Raw genomic sequence first — 17,118 nt, forward strand, 5'->3', positions numbered from 1 at the left:
GCGATTTAACGCTGGCGGGAGGAACGGTCGCTTATTTCACCGGATTTACCGCTGATTTCAGCACCGATGGTTGGCTCTTGCGCTGTTTTTTCTCAAAGCGGGTTATCCACCACCACGCGAGTCCGGAGAAGACTGCGGTCATAAAGACGTTAATGAAGAAGGCATTCACCAGATCGACCCCCGGTGGGAAAGCCGAGGCGGTCATGCTGACCAGGAAAATCACCATCAGCATCGACACCACGGCCATCCCAACCTTTCGTGACCCCATGCGGAAGTCGCGCGGCGTGTCGTCGTGTTTCCAGCGGAAAACAAAGTAGGCGGCCATGATAAACAGCGGCGGTAGCATCGCGGTACCCGCGGTCAGGTTGATAGCGGTGTTCATCATTTGCTGAACGCTGGCGGAGCCGAAACCGTTCACGATGAGCATCAGAAAGACGAAGACAAATTGCCACCAGGCGGCGCGCACCGGCACGCCGTGGACGTTCAGCTCGGTGGTTTTTTTGCCATAGATGCCGGCAGGAATTTCAGAGAAGTGAATTTTTACCGGTGCGGCGGTCCACATCATCATGCTGCCGAAAATGGCGATAAACAGAATGATGCCGACGAAGCGGCCCATCAGCGCTTCTGAAATATGGAAATAGGCGCCGAGGCCGGTGAAGATTTCCACCATGCCGGCCGCATAGGTCAGATCTTCACGTGCCACAAAGACGTTGACCAGCAAAGAGCCCAGCGCGTACATGCCGCCAATCAGGATCCCGGCGGTGATGATGACTTTAATAAACGATTTCTGCCCACCTTTGGTGTCGTTCAGGTACGCGGCGACGGTTTCAGCCCCGCCTGCCGCCTGGAAAATCCAGCACATGATCCCCAGCGTCGCCCAGTTGATGGTAGGCGCCATGGCGTGCAGCGTAATCGGCTGCGCGGGGACATGGCCCGCGCCCAGCGCGGTAAAAGCGCCGACCACGTAAATCGCAAAGAGCGCGAAGACGCCATACGCCACGCATTCGGAGATTTTCCCCAGCCAGGTCGCACCTTTAGTGGAAATGTGGGTGGCCATGGCGAACAGGACGATAGAGATTAGCGACGTGACCATCGGCGAGAAAGGAATGGCGTAACCCATAATGGCGTACGAGGCGTAGGCCACCACGTTCGGCAGCAGCGACAGGAAAAAGAACAGGTTCACAAACCAGTACAGGAACGAGCCGAGATAGGCCGCGCGGGTACCTAAAGGCTGCTTCAGCCAGGCGTACATACCTGATTCGGAATTCTTATTCGCTGACACGAATTCGGCGATGATAAACACAAACGGAATAAAATAGACCACCGTCGCAAACAGAAAGATAGGGGCGGAGCTGAGCCCTAACTCGATGTTGTTATTAACAATATTTCGTACGTTAAATACGGCGGCAAACGCCATCGACAGCAGGGCGAATTTACCTATTTTGGCACGAACTGATTCGGACATAAGTCCTCCGAAAAATTATCTGGCCCGCATTGAGGGTTAGGGCCGGGAAGGCCAGCGAGTCGATCCGCTGGCCTCATCTTGCTTCACGCGGGCTTACTTATTCATGAAGTAGCCGTCTTCGATAGTTACTCTGAGCACCACCTTTTTGACCGGCGAGTCGCAGATAAAGCGATAGGCTTCATGGGTGTCGCAAATCACCATTTGTCCTTCGTGAACCTGCACGGTTTCACCAATGCCTTTCAAATATTCACGGTCGGTTTCATCGCGATAGCAGGCTACGGTCTGCAGCTGCTCTTTGGCGGCAAACTCAATTTTTTGCTGACCCTGAAGGTAGTAATGCACCTCGAAATAGCGGCGGTTGCCAACGAACAGCGCATCCGTGGTGCTGTCGCTTGCCACGCGATAGGAGAGCGAATCGCCGATAGAGTGGGCCACCCCGGGCCGAATATTGTCGATGTTATTAATCGCTTCTACGCAGCGCTGCCATTTACGCCCACTGTGATAAATTTGCTTAAACTGTTCTAAGTTATCGAGAATTCTCATTTTTCAGCCTCGCTGTGTGAATCGGAGGAAAAGAAACCGGCGCCAAAGCTATGATTCGCCAGCGTCTGCGAGGAAGCGCTCCCGCCTTCCAGCGGCAGCAGCGTAAAGCCATAGTTGAACGGTTTGAGCCACACCCGCCAGCTATCCAGCACCTCGCTCCCCCAGGAGTTAGAGCCCAGGCCGAGCAGTTGGGCGTCGATATTCAGGGTGATGTCATCGCTGCGACGCAGTTCGTTACAGTGCTGCGCGGCGTGCAGATTCTCCGCCGTATAGTGCCAGGCGCTGATGTTGAGCGGATCGCGCGGGACCACCATCAGACCGCTGCCGTGACGGTCGGTAAACGCGGCCCAGCGGACGTGCTGGCGGTTGCCGTTGTTCTGCGGGAACGGATAGTTCACGAACATGTCGTCCACGGTGGTGCGCCAGAGGTCAATGATGTTGCTCTGCTGGCTGTCGGCGTAGTTTTCGCCGGGACCGCGACCGTAGTAATCCACCTGTTCAAACTGGCCGTTAATGCCCAGCATAAAACCGATGCACGGCACGATGTGCGGATAGTCGCCGTAACGTTCGCCCGCAAGCTCAACGTTAATATGGCCCTGCGGGGTAATCTGCCAGCGATAGGTGCAGCGCATGCCGAAATCGAAAACCGGCGGCGCGATGATGCTGCGGGCGGTGATAATCACCGTATCGCCGCGCTGCTCGGCGCTGAATTCGCGCAGATGCTCCTGCATGATTTGCAGATGATTGGGTTGCCACAGCCCCTCGTATTCCTGCTTGTGGTTATCAATCATCGGCTTGAAGAAGTTAATCTTCGGCTCACGGGTCACCTGGTCTACGCCGTTCACCTGCCATTCGCTCAGTTTGCCGCTGATTTTAGAGAAGACCACGCGGAAGTTATGCCCGGTGATGCTGTAGCTCAGTCGTTCATCAACTATCCGTAGCGGGGTTGCGCTGGCATTTATCAGCGGCGATTTCGTTGCCGTCTGTTCTTTTAGCCGGAACTGGTAAACGGCGATCGGATGGTTGGCCTCGCTGTACGGCGTACGGGAATCTTTGGTTACCATGATGTTGACGAAGGTTTCGCGATCGTCCAGCTCCGGCAGGTCGATAGTGATATCGCGGCCGCTGTTTGGCGCAAGATCGCGTACCTTAAGCTGCTGGCTGGCAAGCGTAGTCCCTTCGGCGCGCACTTCCACGCGCAGGGTGTAGTCATCCAGCGTCGAGAACCAGAGCTTATTATCGATGCGCAGTTCGCCGCGGGCGATGTCCGTCGCCTGAACTTTTACCGGGGCGATAACCTGCTTGTACTCTCTGAGCCCGGGTCCAGGCGTCTGGTCGGAGAAAATCAGCCCGTCGAGGCAGAAGTTGTAGTTATTGGGATAGTCGCCGTAGTCGCCGCCGAATTTGTACCATACCGCGCCGCTGTCGTCGGTGGCCTGGATTCCGTGATCGCACCACTCCCATACGTAGTGGCCCTGAATACTGTCATGCTGATAGAACACGTTCTGGTATTCGCTCAGTCCGCCGGGACCGTTGCCCATCGCATGGGCGTATTCGCAGATAATCCGCGGCTTGGCATGCGGATATTCCCCAAATTCGTTCATCAGCGGCACGCGGGTATACATGGTGGAGATGATATCTACCACCTCCGCGTCGCGATCCTCTTCGTAATGCACCAGCCGGGTATCATCGATCGCCTTAACGGCGTGATACATCGCGCGAATGTTGCAGCCGTAGCCGGACTCGTTGCCCAGCGACCAGATGACGATCGACGGATGGTTTTTCTGCGCGTGGACGTGGCGCACGATCCGCTCAACGTAAATATGCTCCCATGCCGGGTCATCGGTGATGGCGCTAAGGTTGCCGACGTTGGCGAAGCCGTGGGATTCGACATCGGTTTCCGCCATCACGAACAGGCCGTAAATGTCGCACATCTCATAGAAACGCGGGTCATTGGGGTAGTGGGCGGTACGAACCGAGTTGATATTGTGCTGCTTCATCAGCAGCAGATCTTTCTCAACGCGATCCATCCCTACGGCGCGGCCCTTCAGATGGTCGTTGTCGTGACGGTTAACGCCGTGGAGCATCACGTAGCGGTTATTGATATAGAACAGGCCGTTGCGCACTTTGATATCGCGAAAACCGACGCGCTGCGGGATAACTTCGATAATCTCCCCGGCGGCGTTTTTCAGCGTCATCACCAGGTGATAGAGCCAGGGATTTTCCGCCGACCACTGCTGCGGCGCCTTCACGTCGATCGCAAAGTCGACGTTCAGCAGCTGGCTGACGCTCAGGCGCGGCGTTGCGCCTTCATACAGCACCTTTTCGCCGTCGAACAGCGCGTATTCCAGCGTCGCTGCGTCCGGCTGCGCGGCGAGATTTTCCAGCACCAGCTGGCAGGAGAGCGTGGCGTCGACATAGTCATCGTTAAAATCGGTGCGCAGAGTGAAGTCCTGGACGTGAAGCGGGTTTTTGCCCATCAGATACACGTCGCGGAAGATACCCGCCGACCACCACATATCCTGATCTTCTATATAGGTGGAGTCCGCCCACTGCATGACGCGCACGCAAAGCAGGTTGTCGCCGGTTTTTACCGCGTGACTAATATCAAACTCCGCCGTCAGGCGGCTGCCTTTGCTGAAACCGATGTACTGACCGTTAACGTACACTTCAAAATAGGTTTCGACGCCATCAAATTTAATCAGGGTCTGCTGGCCCTGCCAGCCCTCGCTGAGGGTGAAGATGCGCTGATAGGCGCCGGTAGGGTTGTCGGTCGGCACGTAGGGAACGTCAATCGGGAAAGGAAAGCCCTCGTCGGTGTACTGTAGCTGGCCGTGGCCTTCCATCTGCCACATTCCCGGTACGGTAATCGGCCCCCAGTCGCTCATGTATTGCGAAGTGAACGCTTCCGGCACCTGCAGCGGGTTGTTAAAAAAGCAGAAGTTCCACTGTCCGCTAAGGGACAAAAAGCGGCTGCTGGTTTCACGGGCGAAGGTTCGCGCCTGGGCCTGCGAATCGTAAGAGAAGAAATAGGCGCGCGGAGGCAGCCGGTTTTCATGAGTGAGTTGAAGATTTTCCCAGCGATTCATATCGCCTCCCTGAACGGACTAAACGGATGGAGTTTATTTTAGTAAAACTTTTACTAAATAAAACCGCCGGGAGCGATTTACTTTAACTCGATCACAAAATGAGTGTGACCGGGCGCCTGAGGTTGGCGTCGGGAAGGGGACATTCCCGAAGGCGATGCTGCGCATCTGTTCGGGCTACCGTTTGGCAGGCGGCGGTGAATCCGTAGCCCGGGCAAGGCGCGATAAGCGCCGCCCCCGGGAGCAGAGCGCAGAGAGGTGGAGTTTCCCGGAGGCGATGCTGGCGCATCTGTCCGGGCTTGTTTTGCAGACGGCGGTGAACCCGTAGCCCGGGCAAGGCGCGTCAAGCGCCGCCCTGGGGAGCCGGGCGCAGAGGATTTAGCGTCAGAAACGGGATTAGCGGGTGGTGCCGCGCAGCTTCAGCACGCTGGGGACAAAGACGTTTAGCGGCAGCGCGCGGCCATCGCGGGCTTTCTCAACCAGCAGGTTGACGCCCTGGCTGCCCATCATTTCTGAATGAATGCGCACCGTGGAGAGCGGCGGAAAGGTAAAACGCGCGGTGGGGATATCGTTAACGCTAATGAGCGAAATATCTTCCGGGATCGAGAGACCGCGTTCATGAATGGCGCGCAGCACGCCGATGGCGATAGAGTCTGACGCGACGAACAGCGCGGTGGGGAAATCCGCCTTTGCCAGCATCGTTTTTGCCAGCTCATAGCCGGAGGAGCTGGAAAACCCGCCGCGCCAGATATCTTCTTCCGAAACCACTCCCTTCAGGCGGCCATATTCGACGAAGGCCACTTCGCGGATGTCGGCTTTACCCGGCTCATCCTGGCCACCAATAAAGCCGATGCGCCGCGCGCCCTGGGCGATAAAAAAGTCGATAACTTCTTTGGCGATGCGCACCAGATCGATGTCGACGGCGTCATAGCTGCTGCCGGGTTCATGGAAATCAATAAAGCAGACGTTGTCGGTTAACGCCGTGGCGGCGTCGCGAATCGCCCGCGAAGGCTGGCCGACAATCAGAACGCCGGTCACTTTTTTCAGCTCGGGTAGCGCGTTGTTAAAGTAGCAGTTGGTCAACTCGATACCGAGCTTTTCGCATTGCGTTTCGATGCCGTGGCGGATTGCCAGATAGTAAGGATCGTTGATTTCCAGATCCTGCTGGTAGCTGTAGATGGCCAGAATATGGTGGTGGCCGACGGTGTGAACCTGAGCCTTACGCGAGCTGGTACTTTTATATTCCAGCTTTTCCGCCACCTCAAGAATGCGATGTTTTGTCTCTTCTTTCACGTTCAGAGTGGGGTCGTCGTTTAAAACGCGGGAAACCGTCGCCAGTGAAACGCCTGCTTCGGTCGCGATATCTTTTAGTGTGGCCATTGTTTTCCTTATCTGACGTTGCCCCATCGACGCAAACCATTGTAAAGCAAGCGCGGGCAGCTGCATCTCTTTTCAGTAAATTTCCGCCGTATTATTCATCCCCGCCGCAGCGTTTCCACCGCGCAAAAGAGTGATGAATCTAACATTCTTCGCACTATTATGCGGAAACCTCGCCGACATTTGTTATCTTTTACTAAAATTTTACTTGAGGGGTGCAAGATGGAAACGGTGCTTTATGCTGATTTTGCCAGACTGGAAATGCGTACGGGAAAAATTGTGGCGATAAAACGACATGAGAATGCCGACAAGCTCTATATTGCCCGGATTGATGTTGGCGATCGCACGCTGCAGACGGTAACCAGCCTCGTGCCGTACTACAGCGAAGAAGAACTGCTGGGAAAAACGGTCGTGGTCCTGTGTAATCTGGCGAAAGCCAAAATGCGCGGTGAAACCTCGGAGTGCATGCTGCTTTGCGCCGAAACCGACGATGGCAGCGAAAGCGTACTGCTTACGCCGGAAAGGGCGATGCCTGCTGGCGTGCGGGTGGTATAACGCAATGCCCTCTCCCTGTTAGGGAGAGGGCAGGTCACTACGCCTCTTCCACCGAAACCCGCAGCGCCGCCAGCGCCAGGCGGGCCGCTTTTAGCACCTGTTCACACTGCTCAGGGGTCAGCGTCAGCGGCGGTTCAATGCGGATCGTTCTTGCGTTGTTGAGCGTTCCTGCCACCAGTACGCGCTGGCGGAACATCTCGCTGGCAAAGTCATAGCCGATTTCGTTATCGACAAACTCAATGGCCATCAGCATACCTTTGCCGCGCACGTCATTCACCAGATCCGGATATTCGCGGGCCAGCTGGCGGAAGCCGTCCAGCAGCATGTCGCCTTTCTGCTCCGCCTGCGCGGGCAGGTTTTGCGTCAGCAGCACGTTGATGGTCGCCAGCGCCGCCGCGCAGGCCAGCGGGTTGCCGCCGAACGTGGTGGTATGCAGGAACGGGTTATCGAACAGCACCGAGAATACCTCTTCGGTGGCGACCGTTGCGCCAATCGGCATGACGCCGCCGCCCAGCGCTTTGGCAAGGCACAGAATGTCCGGCTGGACGTTTTCATGCTCGCAGGCGAACATCTTGCCGGTGCGCCCCATGCCGGTTTGCACTTCATCGAGGATCAGCAGCGCGCCAAACTCGTCGCACAGCTTGCGCACCGCGGGCAGATAGCCCGGCGGCGGCAGAATCACCCCGCCTTCGCCCTGAATAGGCTCAAGGATCACCGCCGCGACGTCATCGCCGGTCTTTTTGCACTCGCTCAGCAGCGTGCGCATCGCGTTGATATCGCCAAAAGGCACGTGACGGAATCCCGGCAGCAGCGGCATAAAAGGCTTACGGAAAGTCGATTTCGCGGTGGCCGAAAGCGCGCCCAGCGACTTACCGTGAAACGCGCCGCTGGTGGCGACGAAGGTAAACTTGCCGCGCGGAGACTGATAAGCCTTCGCCAGCTTTAACGCCGCTTCGACCGATTCGGTACCGCTGTTGCTAAAGAAGCTGTATTTCAGTTTGCCCGGCGTTAAGGCCGCCAGGGTTTTAGCCAGCATGGCCCGCAGCGGGTCCAGCAGCTCCTGACTATGAAGGGGTTGTTTAGCGAGCTGATTTTCGACGGCGGAAACGACAACTGGATTACGGTGCCCTACATTAAAAATCCCAAACCCACCCAGGCAGTCGATAAACTCCTGTCCCTGAGTGTCGACAAGCGTATTTAACCCTCCCGCTTGCCACTCTACGGCTCCGTAATCCCCGCCAGCAGTGACCGATTTTCGATACGCTAAAAACCCCGGGTTCACATGCTCTTTAAAGTATTCCCTGACCTCCTGGTTAAGTGATTTCATCTCCTCATGATCGAGCGTTCGCTTCTCAATGAGATTCAGTGCGTGTGCGCTGCAGGCCAGAGCCGATGCGCTGGAAGGTAACCTGTTCAAAATATGCTCCTGGGCGGGGCGTATCACATGATACTGAATTAAGTATTGCAGGGATTACGCCACTTCGGCGCGGGCCAGGAAAATCGGGATAAACGCAACGTGAAATTGCGGTTGAGCAAAATTTAATCTTATCGCGAAATTATTGGCATGTTTTACTCCTGAAGGCGTGAAACCATGCGCAGAAGGGGTCCCGCCGCGTGCTTCGCGGCGGTGCAGGCTGCCCGGCGATGGGGCAGAGGGCTAGTCGAGCTGGGAGATTTCCATTGCCGCGCGGTCAATGACGCCGACGATCTGCTTTAGCTGAGCTTCGGTTATTTCCTGCTGGTTAACCCTTAAATCCAGTACCGCCTTAAAATTCTCCAGCGCGCGCTTCATCTGCGGATTTTTACGCAGTTCACAGCCCACCATGCGCGCCTGCAGCCTGGTCTGAATATGCTCCAACTGCTCCAGGTTCTCCGCGTGCAGCTGACTGCCTTCGGCGGTAATGGCGATTTTTTTGCGGCCGTTTTCGTCAGCCACGCTGATTAATCCCTGATCCTGAAGTAAATCGAGCGTCGGGTAGATGACGCCGGGGCTCGGGCTGTAGTTGCCCTGGGTCAGGGTTTCGATCTCTTTAATCAGTTCGTAACCGTGGCTGGCATTGCGGGTGAGGATGTCCAGAATCACCAGGCGCAGCTCGCCGTGACCAAAGAAGCGCTGCCGGCGTCCGCCGCCTCTGCGACCGTGCTCGCCGTGTTCGCTATGTTCCCCGTGGCGTCCGCGTGGGCCACGGCCTTCTTCGTGATGGTGTCTCATGTTTTTCTCCTGTGATTATTTGATATATCTAATTTATATCTAAAAATAATAAAGTAGCAACAAAGTAGTGAATGTATTTTTTATTTAATTGATATTTAACGTTTTAATTTTTGATTTTGGCTTTTGTGGCGTTTTTCTATGACTATATCAAAAAACGCTTGCATTCTTTTTTAATGGCAATCATTATCATTTGTAAGATTTTTAGATATATCTATTCCGTTCACGAAGGCGATGAAAGATGACAACGACCAGGCACCCCAAATACCCGCAGCGCGTACGTAATGAACTGCGCTTCCGTGAGTTAACCGTATTGCGCGTCGAGCGTATCGGCAGCGCATTCCAGCGTGTCGTGCTGGGCGGAGAGGCGCTGGAAGGCTTTGTTTCCCAGGGTTTTGACGACCACACCAAGCTCTTTTTCCCGGCCGCGGGCGCTGCGTTCACGCCGCCGGAGGTGACGGATGAAGGCATTAACTGGGGCGATGGCGTGCGTCCGGCGACCCGCGACTATACGCCGCTGTACGACGCCGGGCGTCATGAGCTGGCGTACGACTTTTTTATTCACGATGGCGGTATTGCCAGCAGCTGGGCGCTGGCGGCGAAAACGGGCGATAAGCTGGTGGTCGGCGGGCCGCGCGGTTCGCTGGTGGTGCCGGAAGATTACGCCTGGCAGCTGTATGTGACCGATGAGTCAGGCATGCCCGCGCTGCGCCGCCGTCTGCTGGGATTGCAGCAGCTTCCGACGCGCCCGCAGGTCACGGCGCTCGTCACCATTGGCGATGAGTCTTATCAAGATTACCTGGCCGATCTCGATGGTTTTCATATCGAGTGGGTGGTGGGACATCACTCCTCTGCCGTGGCCGAGCGCCTGGCGCGAATAGCGGTGCCGGCTGAGGACTATTTTATCTGGCTGACCGGGGAAGGCGCGGTGGTGAAATCGCTGCTGGCGCGCTTTGAAGGCCCGGGGATTGATCCGCAGCTGGTGCGTTCGCAGGCCTACTGGCACAGCAAATAAGCGCGGAGAAACCCCGGGTTGCGGCTGGCGCCTTACCCGGGCTACTGGCCCTACCGGCCCGTAGACGGCGGTTAACCCGTAGCCCGGGCAAGGCGCGTTAAGCGCCGCCCCCGGGAGCAGAGCGCAGAGTGGCAGAATTTCCCGGAGGCGATGCTGCGCATCTGTCCGGGTGACCGGCCCGTAGACGGTGGTGAAACTGTAGCCCTGCTAAGCGCAGCGCGAGCAGGGGGGACTATTTCTGCGCCAGCGCTTTAAATACCATGGCCACCGCGTGGGCGCCGGGGTCCATATTGCCGCGCAGGCTATCGCTGTTCAGATACGATGCGCGCCCGGCGCCCGCTTTGCTGGCGTGAAGCGTACGATCCGCGCCCGCCTGCGCCGCGGCGAAAGCCGCCTGCAGGTTATCCGGTTCGGCCAGCAGCGCCGTTAGCGCCGGCTGCAGGGCGTCAATCATGGTCCGGTCGCCTTCATCCGCACCGCCGTAAAACTTCATCTGCGCCAGACCGGCGTTTAATGCTTCGGCGACGCTTGCCCCCTGTTCCAGCTTCTGCCCGGCGGCGGTAAAGAAAATCGACATCAGCACGCCGCTGGAGCCGCCCATCACAACCGTCAGACGCTCGCCAATCAGGGCAAACAGCGTGGCGAGGTTAGCCAGCGGCAGCTGACGACGCTGAAGTAAGTCGGCGATGTCGTGCGCGCCGGCGGCGAAGGTGGAGCCGGTATCGCCGTCGCCGACTTTCGCATCCAGCGCGTTAAGGTCTGCTTCCAGCCCGCACAGCGTGCCGGTCACACGTTCCACGTAGCCCGCAACTTCGCTGTTCTCCGAAGGCGCAAACTCCACCCGCGTACTGCGCAGCGATGATGGCATCACGCTGACCGCGCGCGGCTGTACCGGCGTCTGCCAGCCGGCGGTTTCTACCGCGGAAAGCAGCGCCTTCTCAATGCTCTCTTCCAGCACGATGGCGGTGAGGGAGAAACCTTTCATATCCAGCGCGGTGACCAGCGACGCCGGGCCTATCAGCCAGTCGATACGCTGATGCAGCGGAGTATTGGCCAGCTCGCGGGTCAAAATCGCCATTTCGGCAATCGACACGCCGCCGAGATTATTGATCATCACCGCCAGGCGGCCGGTTTCCGGCAGGGCGGCGCTGAGCTTCTCTACCATCAGCGTAACGATTTCCGCGCTGTTCTGCGTGGCGATAACCGAAGCGCCCGGTTCGCCGTGGATCCCCATCCCCAGCTCGGCCTGATCCGGATGATGGCGCGGAGTCGTTTCCGCATCCTGCGGCAGATGACAGCTGGAAAGGGCCAGACCGAGGCTGAAGGTGTGTCTGGCGGCATACTGCGCCTCGCGCAGCACGGTTGCCAGATTGTGGCCGCGTTCGGCGAAGTAGCCGGCCACTTTATGCACCAGAATCGTCCCGGCAATACCGCGCGGATGTTTGTTATCCGGCAGCGAAATATCATCGCCGACGATCAGCATTTCGACGTTATAGCCCATACGGCGCGCTTTCTCCGCGGCGAGGCCGAAGTTCAGACGATCGCCGGTGTAGTTCTTGACGATCAGCAGGCATCCGGCATCGCCGGTCACGGCCTGGATGGCGGTCAGCACCGCATCGACGCTCGGCGAGGCAAACAGATCGCCGCAGACGGCGGCGGTCAGCATGCCTTTACCGACAAAGCCCGCGTGGGCCGGTTCGTGACCGGAACCGCCGCCGGAGATTACCGCCACGTTGTTTTTGTCGAGATCGCGACGCACCACCACGCGAATGGCGGGATCGCTCTCCAGCCGCGCCAGGTTATTCCACGGGCTGGCGATAATGGTCCCTTCAATCACTTCGTTGACGAGGTTGGCGCGCTGATTAAAAAAGAATTGAGACATAACGGATCCTGAAAGTTAAGCGAGTTCCCGGAGGGGACAGCCTCCGGGGCGGAAAGGTTAGGGCAGGTTAGCCGCGAATCACGCGTTTGCCGGGAATATCAAGGATGACGTTCTCGCCATCTTGCAGCGTCAGGGCACCGCTCTGCTGGCACAGCATCGCGATACCCGCCTGGCGGGCGATAATGGCGCCGTGAGAGAGCTCGCTGCCGGCCTGCAGGCAGATCCCCTTCACCTGCTCTGCGTTAAGCTGCAGGACGGTTGAAGGGAAGATATCGTCGGCAACGAGGATCGAAGGCGCGCTAAACTGCGGCAGCGCTTCATCGCGCTCGTTAAGGTGACGCAGCGTGCGGTGCAAAATATCTTCAATATCAATATAGCGCGCCTGCAGGTAAGCATCGTCGAGATGGCGATATTGTTGGCTTAAATCGCTCAGCACCTGTTGCCAGGCCCACGCCGCGCTGCACTGCTCGTCGCGTATGATGTCGCACGCCGCTGCGTATAAATCAGGGTCATCGAGCAGGGTATGATGCCCGGAGAAGATCGCCGCGATGTCGGCGGAAAACGTCGCCTCTGCCAGAGTCGTCAGCGCGCTAAGGTCTTCCAGCGTCCGGTCGATGGCCCGTTTCAGCCGCAGCTGCTGCTGGCCGATGGCGGCGCTCGTTTCCCGCGAGATCCTGTCCTGCGGCTGGGGATAAAGCACGACCTTACCCTCAACGCGGTCGGCGCTGGCGGGCCGACGCGCGGGCGCCGCCTCGGTTGGCTCGCCGAAGTTCTCCGCCGCCAGCGCCTGGAACGCCGCCAGCGCGGCGTCGGCGTCCGGGCCGCGGGCAAGCAGCCTTAAGGTATCGTTCCGGCGCACCTGAAGCAGGGCGATTTGGTTGAGGCTGTCCGGCGTGACGCATTTACCCCCTTTCTCCAGCACCAGGTCGGCATTGAATCCCGCCAGCGCGGCGACCAGCTTTGACGCCGGACGAACGTGCAGGCCGTTGTGGTTTTGAATCACCACGGAAACCGAGCGCGCGTCGCGGTCGTCGACCGGCGCGGCGGCCAGCGAAGCGTGTTGCGGTTGCGATGGTAACCCCAGCTGTACGCGTTTTGCCTCCAGCGCGTTCATGGCGTCTTCGATCACCTTGTCGATGCCGGCTCCGGCGGCGGCGCTCACCGTCGCCGCCAGAGTCCCTTCCACCAGCGGCGCCGCGCACAGGCGAACCTTCGCCGCAATGGCCGGATCGAGGAGATCCAGCGCGGTTTCGGCGCTCAGCAGGGCGCTGCCGATATCCATCATCACCAGGATATGATCGGCGTCGGCGACGGACTCGATGGCTTCCATAACCTTAATGGGATCGGTGCCGATCGGACTGGCGGGATCGTCAATTCCGGCGGCGATCGCCAGCTTACAGCCATCGTTCATTAACATCTGCCGGGCCAGTTCTCCGACACCTTCGCCCAGACGGGCGCTATGAGAAACAATAACCAGGTTTACCATCGCGTTTTCCTTACTCTTTGGCCGCTGCGGCCAGCATCTGAACCATCAACATCACCGAGGTCGCGCCCGGATCCTGGTGCCCGATGCTGCGTTCGCCCAGGTAGCTGGCCCGCCCTTTGCGAGCCTGCATGGCGATCGTGGCGTGGACGGCGGCTTGCGCCTGTTCGCAGGCAGCATCAAGGGCGCCTGGTATCGACAGGTGCTGTTCGCTGGACTGGCGCAACGATTCCACCACCGGCAGCCAGACGTCGCACATGGTTTTATCGCCCGGCTCGGCTTTGCCGCGATTCACCACCCCTTCCGCGCCTTCGCGAAAGGCCTGATAGAGCTCCTCCAGGGTCAGGCTCTGGTGGGCCTGGGTCACCTGAGCGGCGCGAATAAAGAAGGTGCCGAACAGCGGGCCGCTGGCCCCGCCGACGTTGGAGAGCAGCGTCATACCGGTATTTTTAAGAATAAAACCAATGTCTTTATCGGCAATCGACGGCAGCTTTTCCACCACCTTGCTAAAACCACGATGCATATTCAGGCCGTGGTCGGCATCGCCGATTTCCCGGTCCAGACCGGTCAAAAAATCGCTCTCTTTGGTGAAGATATCGCCGCAGCGATAGAGCCAGTCTACGATTTGCGTTCTGCTTAATGACATGTCGTTGCTCCTTATTTGCCCCAGTTCAGCGCCGGGGTGTGGACCGGGGCGTCCCATAATGCCAGCGTCTCTTCATCGGCCTTTAGCAGGGTGATGGAAAAGCCCACCATATCCAGAGAGGTACAGTAGCTGCCGATAAGGTTGCGCGCGATAACGATACCGGCCTCCTCGCAGCGCTGCGTCAGACGGTTATAGACGCCGTAGAGTTCGGACAGCGGCGTGGCGCCGAGGTTGTTGACCAGCGCGATAACCCGATCGCCTTTTTGCAGCGCCTGCTTGGTCTGCGTTACCTCCTGCCACGCGCCTTTCACGTTGTCCCAGTGGCGCAGCGTGCGGCTATAGGCGCCGTTTTCCAGCAGGGTATCGAACATTTCGTCAACGGTGCGATCGAGAGAGGTGAAGCGGCGGCGGTCGATGCCCGGTTCGCCGTGAATGCCGACGCCGAACTCCATCTCATCGTCCTGCAGTTCGAATGAGGGTTGCCCGGCGGCCGGAACGGTGCAGGCGCCGAGCGCGATGCCGATAGAGTGGCCCAGGTTGTTGAGCTTGCGCCCCAGTTCGGCGCAGGCTTCCAGCGAGTCGCCGCGTTCGGCGGCCGCGCCCACCAGTTTTTCAATCAGCACGGTATTCGCCACGCCGCGCCGCCCGGCGGTATAGAGGCTGTCTTTCACCGCCACGTCGTCATCGACTACCACGGTGGTAACCTTGACGCCGCTTTCGTGCAGCAGCTCGGTGGCGGTTTCGAAGTTAAGAATATCGCCGGTGTAGTTTTTGATAATCAGCAGCACGCCTTCGCCGCCGTCGATGGTCATGGCGCACTCAAACATTTTATCCGGCGTCGGGGAGGTGAAAATTTCTCCCGGGCAGGCCCCGGAAAGCATGCCCTGGCCAATATAGCCGCAGTGCATCGGCTCGTGGCCGCTGCCGCCGCCGGAGAGCAGCGCCACTTTCCCGGCCACCGGCGCATCGGCGCGGGTGACGTAGACCGGATCCTGGTGCAGCGTCAGTTCAGGGTGGGCTTTTGCAAGGCCAGCCAGTTGTTCACTCAGGACATCTTCGACACGGTTAATCAGTTTTTTCATTGTTTATGCTCCGTCGGAGTTTCGATGCGGCCTCTCTGCTGACGGAGGCGATCATCGTGTAGGGGTACCGCCTGACGATATGCGATATCGGGCGATGTATTGATTCTGGCTGAGTTGGCGGGAAAAAAAATCGCCATAAAATGAGTTTCATTACGAAACGTAATTATTAATTTTTGTTCCTTAATGAAACATTTTTGCGCAAGGAAAGGGAAAAATGCGAAGTAAGGCGCCTCTTTCACCTCGCTTCATCAGCGTGGAAAGCCCGCTCAGAGAAATAATTTTGCCCCTTCTTGCCGCCCGTGGTGGTGAAAAACGTCGACGATCGTCCGGTTGGTGACCTTCTTTTGCGCCAAAGGGGCGGATCGAGATCGCAATCCCATCGTTTCACATGAATTCATGTTTCAATATGAAACAATATAATTTATGTCCTGTTTCATATCGGGACAAAAAGGGGAAAGATTTTTTTGCCCGCGGCTCGCCCTACAGTGATGGCATCGCTCAGGTAGCGCTTTCGTCCCCGCCTTTGATGTAAGGCCGGACGGAGAAACACCGGGGCTCATCATGTCAAAACATGCACTTATTTGAGGGTGAACGGAATGCTAAAAGTTATTCAATCTCCAGCCAAATATCTCCAGGGACCAGATGCATCCACGCTGTTTGGGCAATACGCCAAAAACCTGGCGGACAGCTTTTTCGTGATTGCCGATGACTTCGTGATGAAGCTGGCGGGAGAGAAAGTGCTGGAAGGTTTGCACAGCCACAACATCAGCTGCCATGCGGAGCGCTTCAACGGCGAATGCAGCCACGTTGAGATCAATCGCCTGATCGCCATTCTGAAACAGCACGGCTGCCGCGGCGTGGTGGGCATCGGCGGCGGCAAGACGCTCGATACGGCGAAAGCCATTGGCTACTACCAGAAGCTACCGGTGGTGGTGATCCCGACGATCGCCTCCACCGATGCGCCAACCAGCGCGCTGTCAGTTATCTACACCGAAGCCGGCGAGTTTGAAGAGTATCTGATCTACCCGAAAAACCCGGACATGGTGGTGATGGATACGGCGATTATCGCTAAAGCGCCGGTGCGCCTGCTGGTGGCCGGGATGGGGGATGCGCTTTCAACCTGGTTTGAAGCCAGGGCCTGCTATGACGCCAGAGCCACCAGCATGGCGGGCGGTCAGTCGACGGCAGCGGCGCTGAGCCTGGCGCGCCTGTGCTATGATACGCTGCTGGCGGAAGGCGAAAAAGCCCGCCTCGCCGCCCAGGCCGGCGTGGTGACCGATGCGCTGGAACGCATCGTTGAAGCGAATACCTACCTCAGCGGTATCGGCTTTGAAAGTAGCGGTCTGGCCGCCGCGCACGCCATTCACAACGGTTTCACCATCCTCGAAGAGTGCCACCATCTGTACCATGGTGAGAAAGTGGCGTTTGGTACCCTGGCGCAGCTGGTGCTGCAAAATAGCCCGATGGAAGAGATCGAAACGGTGCTGAACTTCTGCCATACCGTCGGGCTGCCGGTTACGCTGGCGCAAATGGGCGTTAAAGAGGGCATCGATGAGAAAATTCAGGCAGTCGCCAAAGCGACCTGCGCGGAAGGTGAAACCATTCATAACATGCCGTTCCCGGTCAGCGCGCAGAGCGTGCATGCGGCGATTCTGACCGCCGACCTGCTCGGACAGCAGTGGCTGGCGCGCTAATTTAGCGTCGACCTGCCCCGTCTCATTTAAGCGATGAGACGTTTTCTCCCCCTCTGGCGGTAGCCGCCGGAGGGGTTGTCG

At 58.0% G+C, this 17,118-nt stretch carries 13 protein-coding genes; 3 read left to right on the top strand and 10 right to left on the bottom strand.

Annotated elements, in window-relative coordinates; translation table 11 throughout:
• Positions 1–31: 31 nt before the first annotated feature.
• The 4 genes from ABLU87_RS07435 to ebgR form a co-directional block, all read right to left on the bottom strand.
• The gene (locus ABLU87_RS07435) at positions 32–1,465 is read right to left on the bottom strand and encodes an amino acid permease (RefSeq protein WP_014226913.1); all 1,434 of its coding nucleotides are present in this window, start codon (positions 1,463–1,465) and stop codon (positions 32–34) included.
• 93 nt (positions 1,466–1,558) lie between these two features.
• The gene (locus ABLU87_RS07440) at positions 1,559–2,008 is read right to left on the bottom strand and encodes a beta-galactosidase subunit beta (RefSeq protein ID WP_122116838.1); all 450 of its coding nucleotides are present in this window, start codon (positions 2,006–2,008) and stop codon (positions 1,559–1,561) included.
• Positions 2,005–5,097, bottom strand: coding sequence for a beta-galactosidase subunit alpha (gene ebgA / locus ABLU87_RS07445; protein WP_122116839.1), 3,093 nt, complete (start codon positions 5,095–5,097; stop codon positions 2,005–2,007). The genes ABLU87_RS07440 and ebgA overlap by 4 nt, the downstream gene beginning before the upstream one ends.
• 393 nt (positions 5,098–5,490) lie before the next feature.
• On the bottom strand, positions 5,491–6,474 hold the full coding sequence (ebgR, locus tag ABLU87_RS07450; protein WP_032720237.1) for a transcriptional regulator EbgR: 984 nt from the start codon (positions 6,472–6,474) through the stop codon (positions 5,491–5,493).
• Between the two features lie 219 nt (positions 6,475–6,693).
• Between ebgR and ABLU87_RS07455 the strand changes: the two genes are divergently transcribed.
• Positions 6,694–7,026 (top strand): tRNA-binding protein, encoded by a 333-nt coding sequence (locus tag ABLU87_RS07455; RefSeq protein WP_014226909.1) that lies wholly within the window; start codon positions 6,694–6,696, stop codon positions 7,024–7,026.
• Between the two features lie 37 nt (positions 7,027–7,063).
• On the opposite strand, the gene ygjG is transcribed toward ABLU87_RS07455, so the two are convergent.
• The gene (gene ygjG / locus ABLU87_RS07460) at positions 7,064–8,443 is read right to left on the bottom strand and encodes a putrescine aminotransferase (RefSeq protein WP_004854393.1); all 1,380 of its coding nucleotides are present in this window, start codon (positions 8,441–8,443) and stop codon (positions 7,064–7,066) included.
• A gap of 240 nt (positions 8,444–8,683) precedes the next feature.
• A complete protein-coding gene (locus ABLU87_RS07465; protein ID WP_004854392.1) occupies positions 8,684–9,238 on the bottom strand; it encodes a PadR family transcriptional regulator in 555 nt (184 codons plus the stop codon).
• Positions 9,239–9,476: 238 nt separating this feature from the next.
• On the opposite strand from ABLU87_RS07465, the gene ABLU87_RS07470 reads away from it, so the two are divergent.
• A complete protein-coding gene (locus ABLU87_RS07470; RefSeq protein ID WP_025105901.1) occupies positions 9,477–10,250 on the top strand; it encodes a siderophore-interacting protein in 774 nt (257 codons plus the stop codon).
• Positions 10,251–10,482: 232 nt separating this feature from the next.
• On the opposite strand, the gene ABLU87_RS07475 is transcribed toward ABLU87_RS07470, so the two are convergent.
• From ABLU87_RS07475 to dhaK, 4 genes are all read right to left on the bottom strand, one after another.
• Positions 10,483–12,132, bottom strand: a complete 1,650-nt coding sequence (locus ABLU87_RS07475) for a glycerone kinase (RefSeq protein ID WP_046876561.1) — start codon at positions 12,130–12,132, stop codon at positions 10,483–10,485.
• Between the two features lie 67 nt (positions 12,133–12,199).
• Positions 12,200–13,618, bottom strand: coding sequence for a dihydroxyacetone kinase phosphoryl donor subunit DhaM (gene dhaM / locus ABLU87_RS07480; RefSeq protein WP_064375095.1), 1,419 nt, complete (start codon positions 13,616–13,618; stop codon positions 12,200–12,202).
• Positions 13,619–13,628: 10 nt separating this feature from the next.
• On the bottom strand, positions 13,629–14,261 hold the full coding sequence (gene dhaL, locus ABLU87_RS07485; RefSeq protein ID WP_064358280.1) for a dihydroxyacetone kinase subunit DhaL: 633 nt from the start codon (positions 14,259–14,261) through the stop codon (positions 13,629–13,631).
• 11 nt (positions 14,262–14,272) lie between these two features.
• A complete protein-coding gene (gene dhaK / locus ABLU87_RS07490) occupies positions 14,273–15,343 on the bottom strand; it encodes a dihydroxyacetone kinase subunit DhaK (RefSeq protein WP_009651831.1) in 1,071 nt (356 codons plus the stop codon).
• Between the two features lie 596 nt (positions 15,344–15,939).
• Here dhaK and ABLU87_RS07495 point away from each other — a divergent pair.
• Complete coding sequence (locus tag ABLU87_RS07495) at positions 15,940–17,037, top strand: glycerol dehydrogenase (protein ID WP_009651847.1); 1,098 nt, start codon at positions 15,940–15,942, stop codon at positions 17,035–17,037.
• Positions 17,038–17,118 lie beyond the last annotated feature (81 nt).

Origin of the sequence: Klebsiella sp. CB_Kp196 (assembly GCF_040061575.1) — a bacterium.
Taxonomy (GTDB): domain Bacteria; phylum Pseudomonadota; class Gammaproteobacteria; order Enterobacterales; family Enterobacteriaceae; genus Klebsiella; species Klebsiella michiganensis.

Bases quoted from the DNA above. Each gene is read 5' to 3' on its own strand.
- ABLU87_RS07435 (WP_014226913.1), bottom strand. From the start codon at position 1,465: ATGTCCGAATCAGTTCGTGCCAAAATAGGTAAATTCGCCCTGCTGTCG.
- dhaK (WP_009651831.1), bottom strand. From the start codon at position 15,343: ATGAAAAAACTGATTAACCGTGTCGAAGATGTCCTGAGTGAACAACTG.
- ABLU87_RS07440 (WP_122116838.1), bottom strand. From the start codon at position 2,008: ATGAGAATTCTCGATAACTTAGAACAGTTTAAGCAAATTTATCACAGT.
- ABLU87_RS07465 (WP_004854392.1), bottom strand. From the start codon at position 9,238: ATGAGACACCATCACGAAGAAGGCCGTGGCCCACGCGGACGCCACGGG.
- ABLU87_RS07495 (WP_009651847.1), top strand. From the start codon at position 15,940: ATGCTAAAAGTTATTCAATCTCCAGCCAAATATCTCCAGGGACCAGAT.
- ebgR (WP_032720237.1), bottom strand. From the start codon at position 6,474: ATGGCCACACTAAAAGATATCGCGACCGAAGCAGGCGTTTCACTGGCG.
- dhaM (WP_064375095.1), bottom strand. From the start codon at position 13,618: ATGGTAAACCTGGTTATTGTTTCTCATAGCGCCCGTCTGGGCGAAGGT.
- ebgA (WP_122116839.1), bottom strand. From the start codon at position 5,097: ATGAATCGCTGGGAAAATCTTCAACTCACTCATGAAAACCGGCTGCCT.
- ABLU87_RS07455 (WP_014226909.1), top strand. From the start codon at position 6,694: ATGGAAACGGTGCTTTATGCTGATTTTGCCAGACTGGAAATGCGTACG.
- ABLU87_RS07470 (WP_025105901.1), top strand. From the start codon at position 9,477: ATGACAACGACCAGGCACCCCAAATACCCGCAGCGCGTACGTAATGAA.
- dhaL (WP_064358280.1), bottom strand. From the start codon at position 14,261: ATGTCATTAAGCAGAACGCAAATCGTAGACTGGCTCTATCGCTGCGGC.
- ABLU87_RS07475 (WP_046876561.1), bottom strand. From the start codon at position 12,132: ATGTCTCAATTCTTTTTTAATCAGCGCGCCAACCTCGTCAACGAAGTG.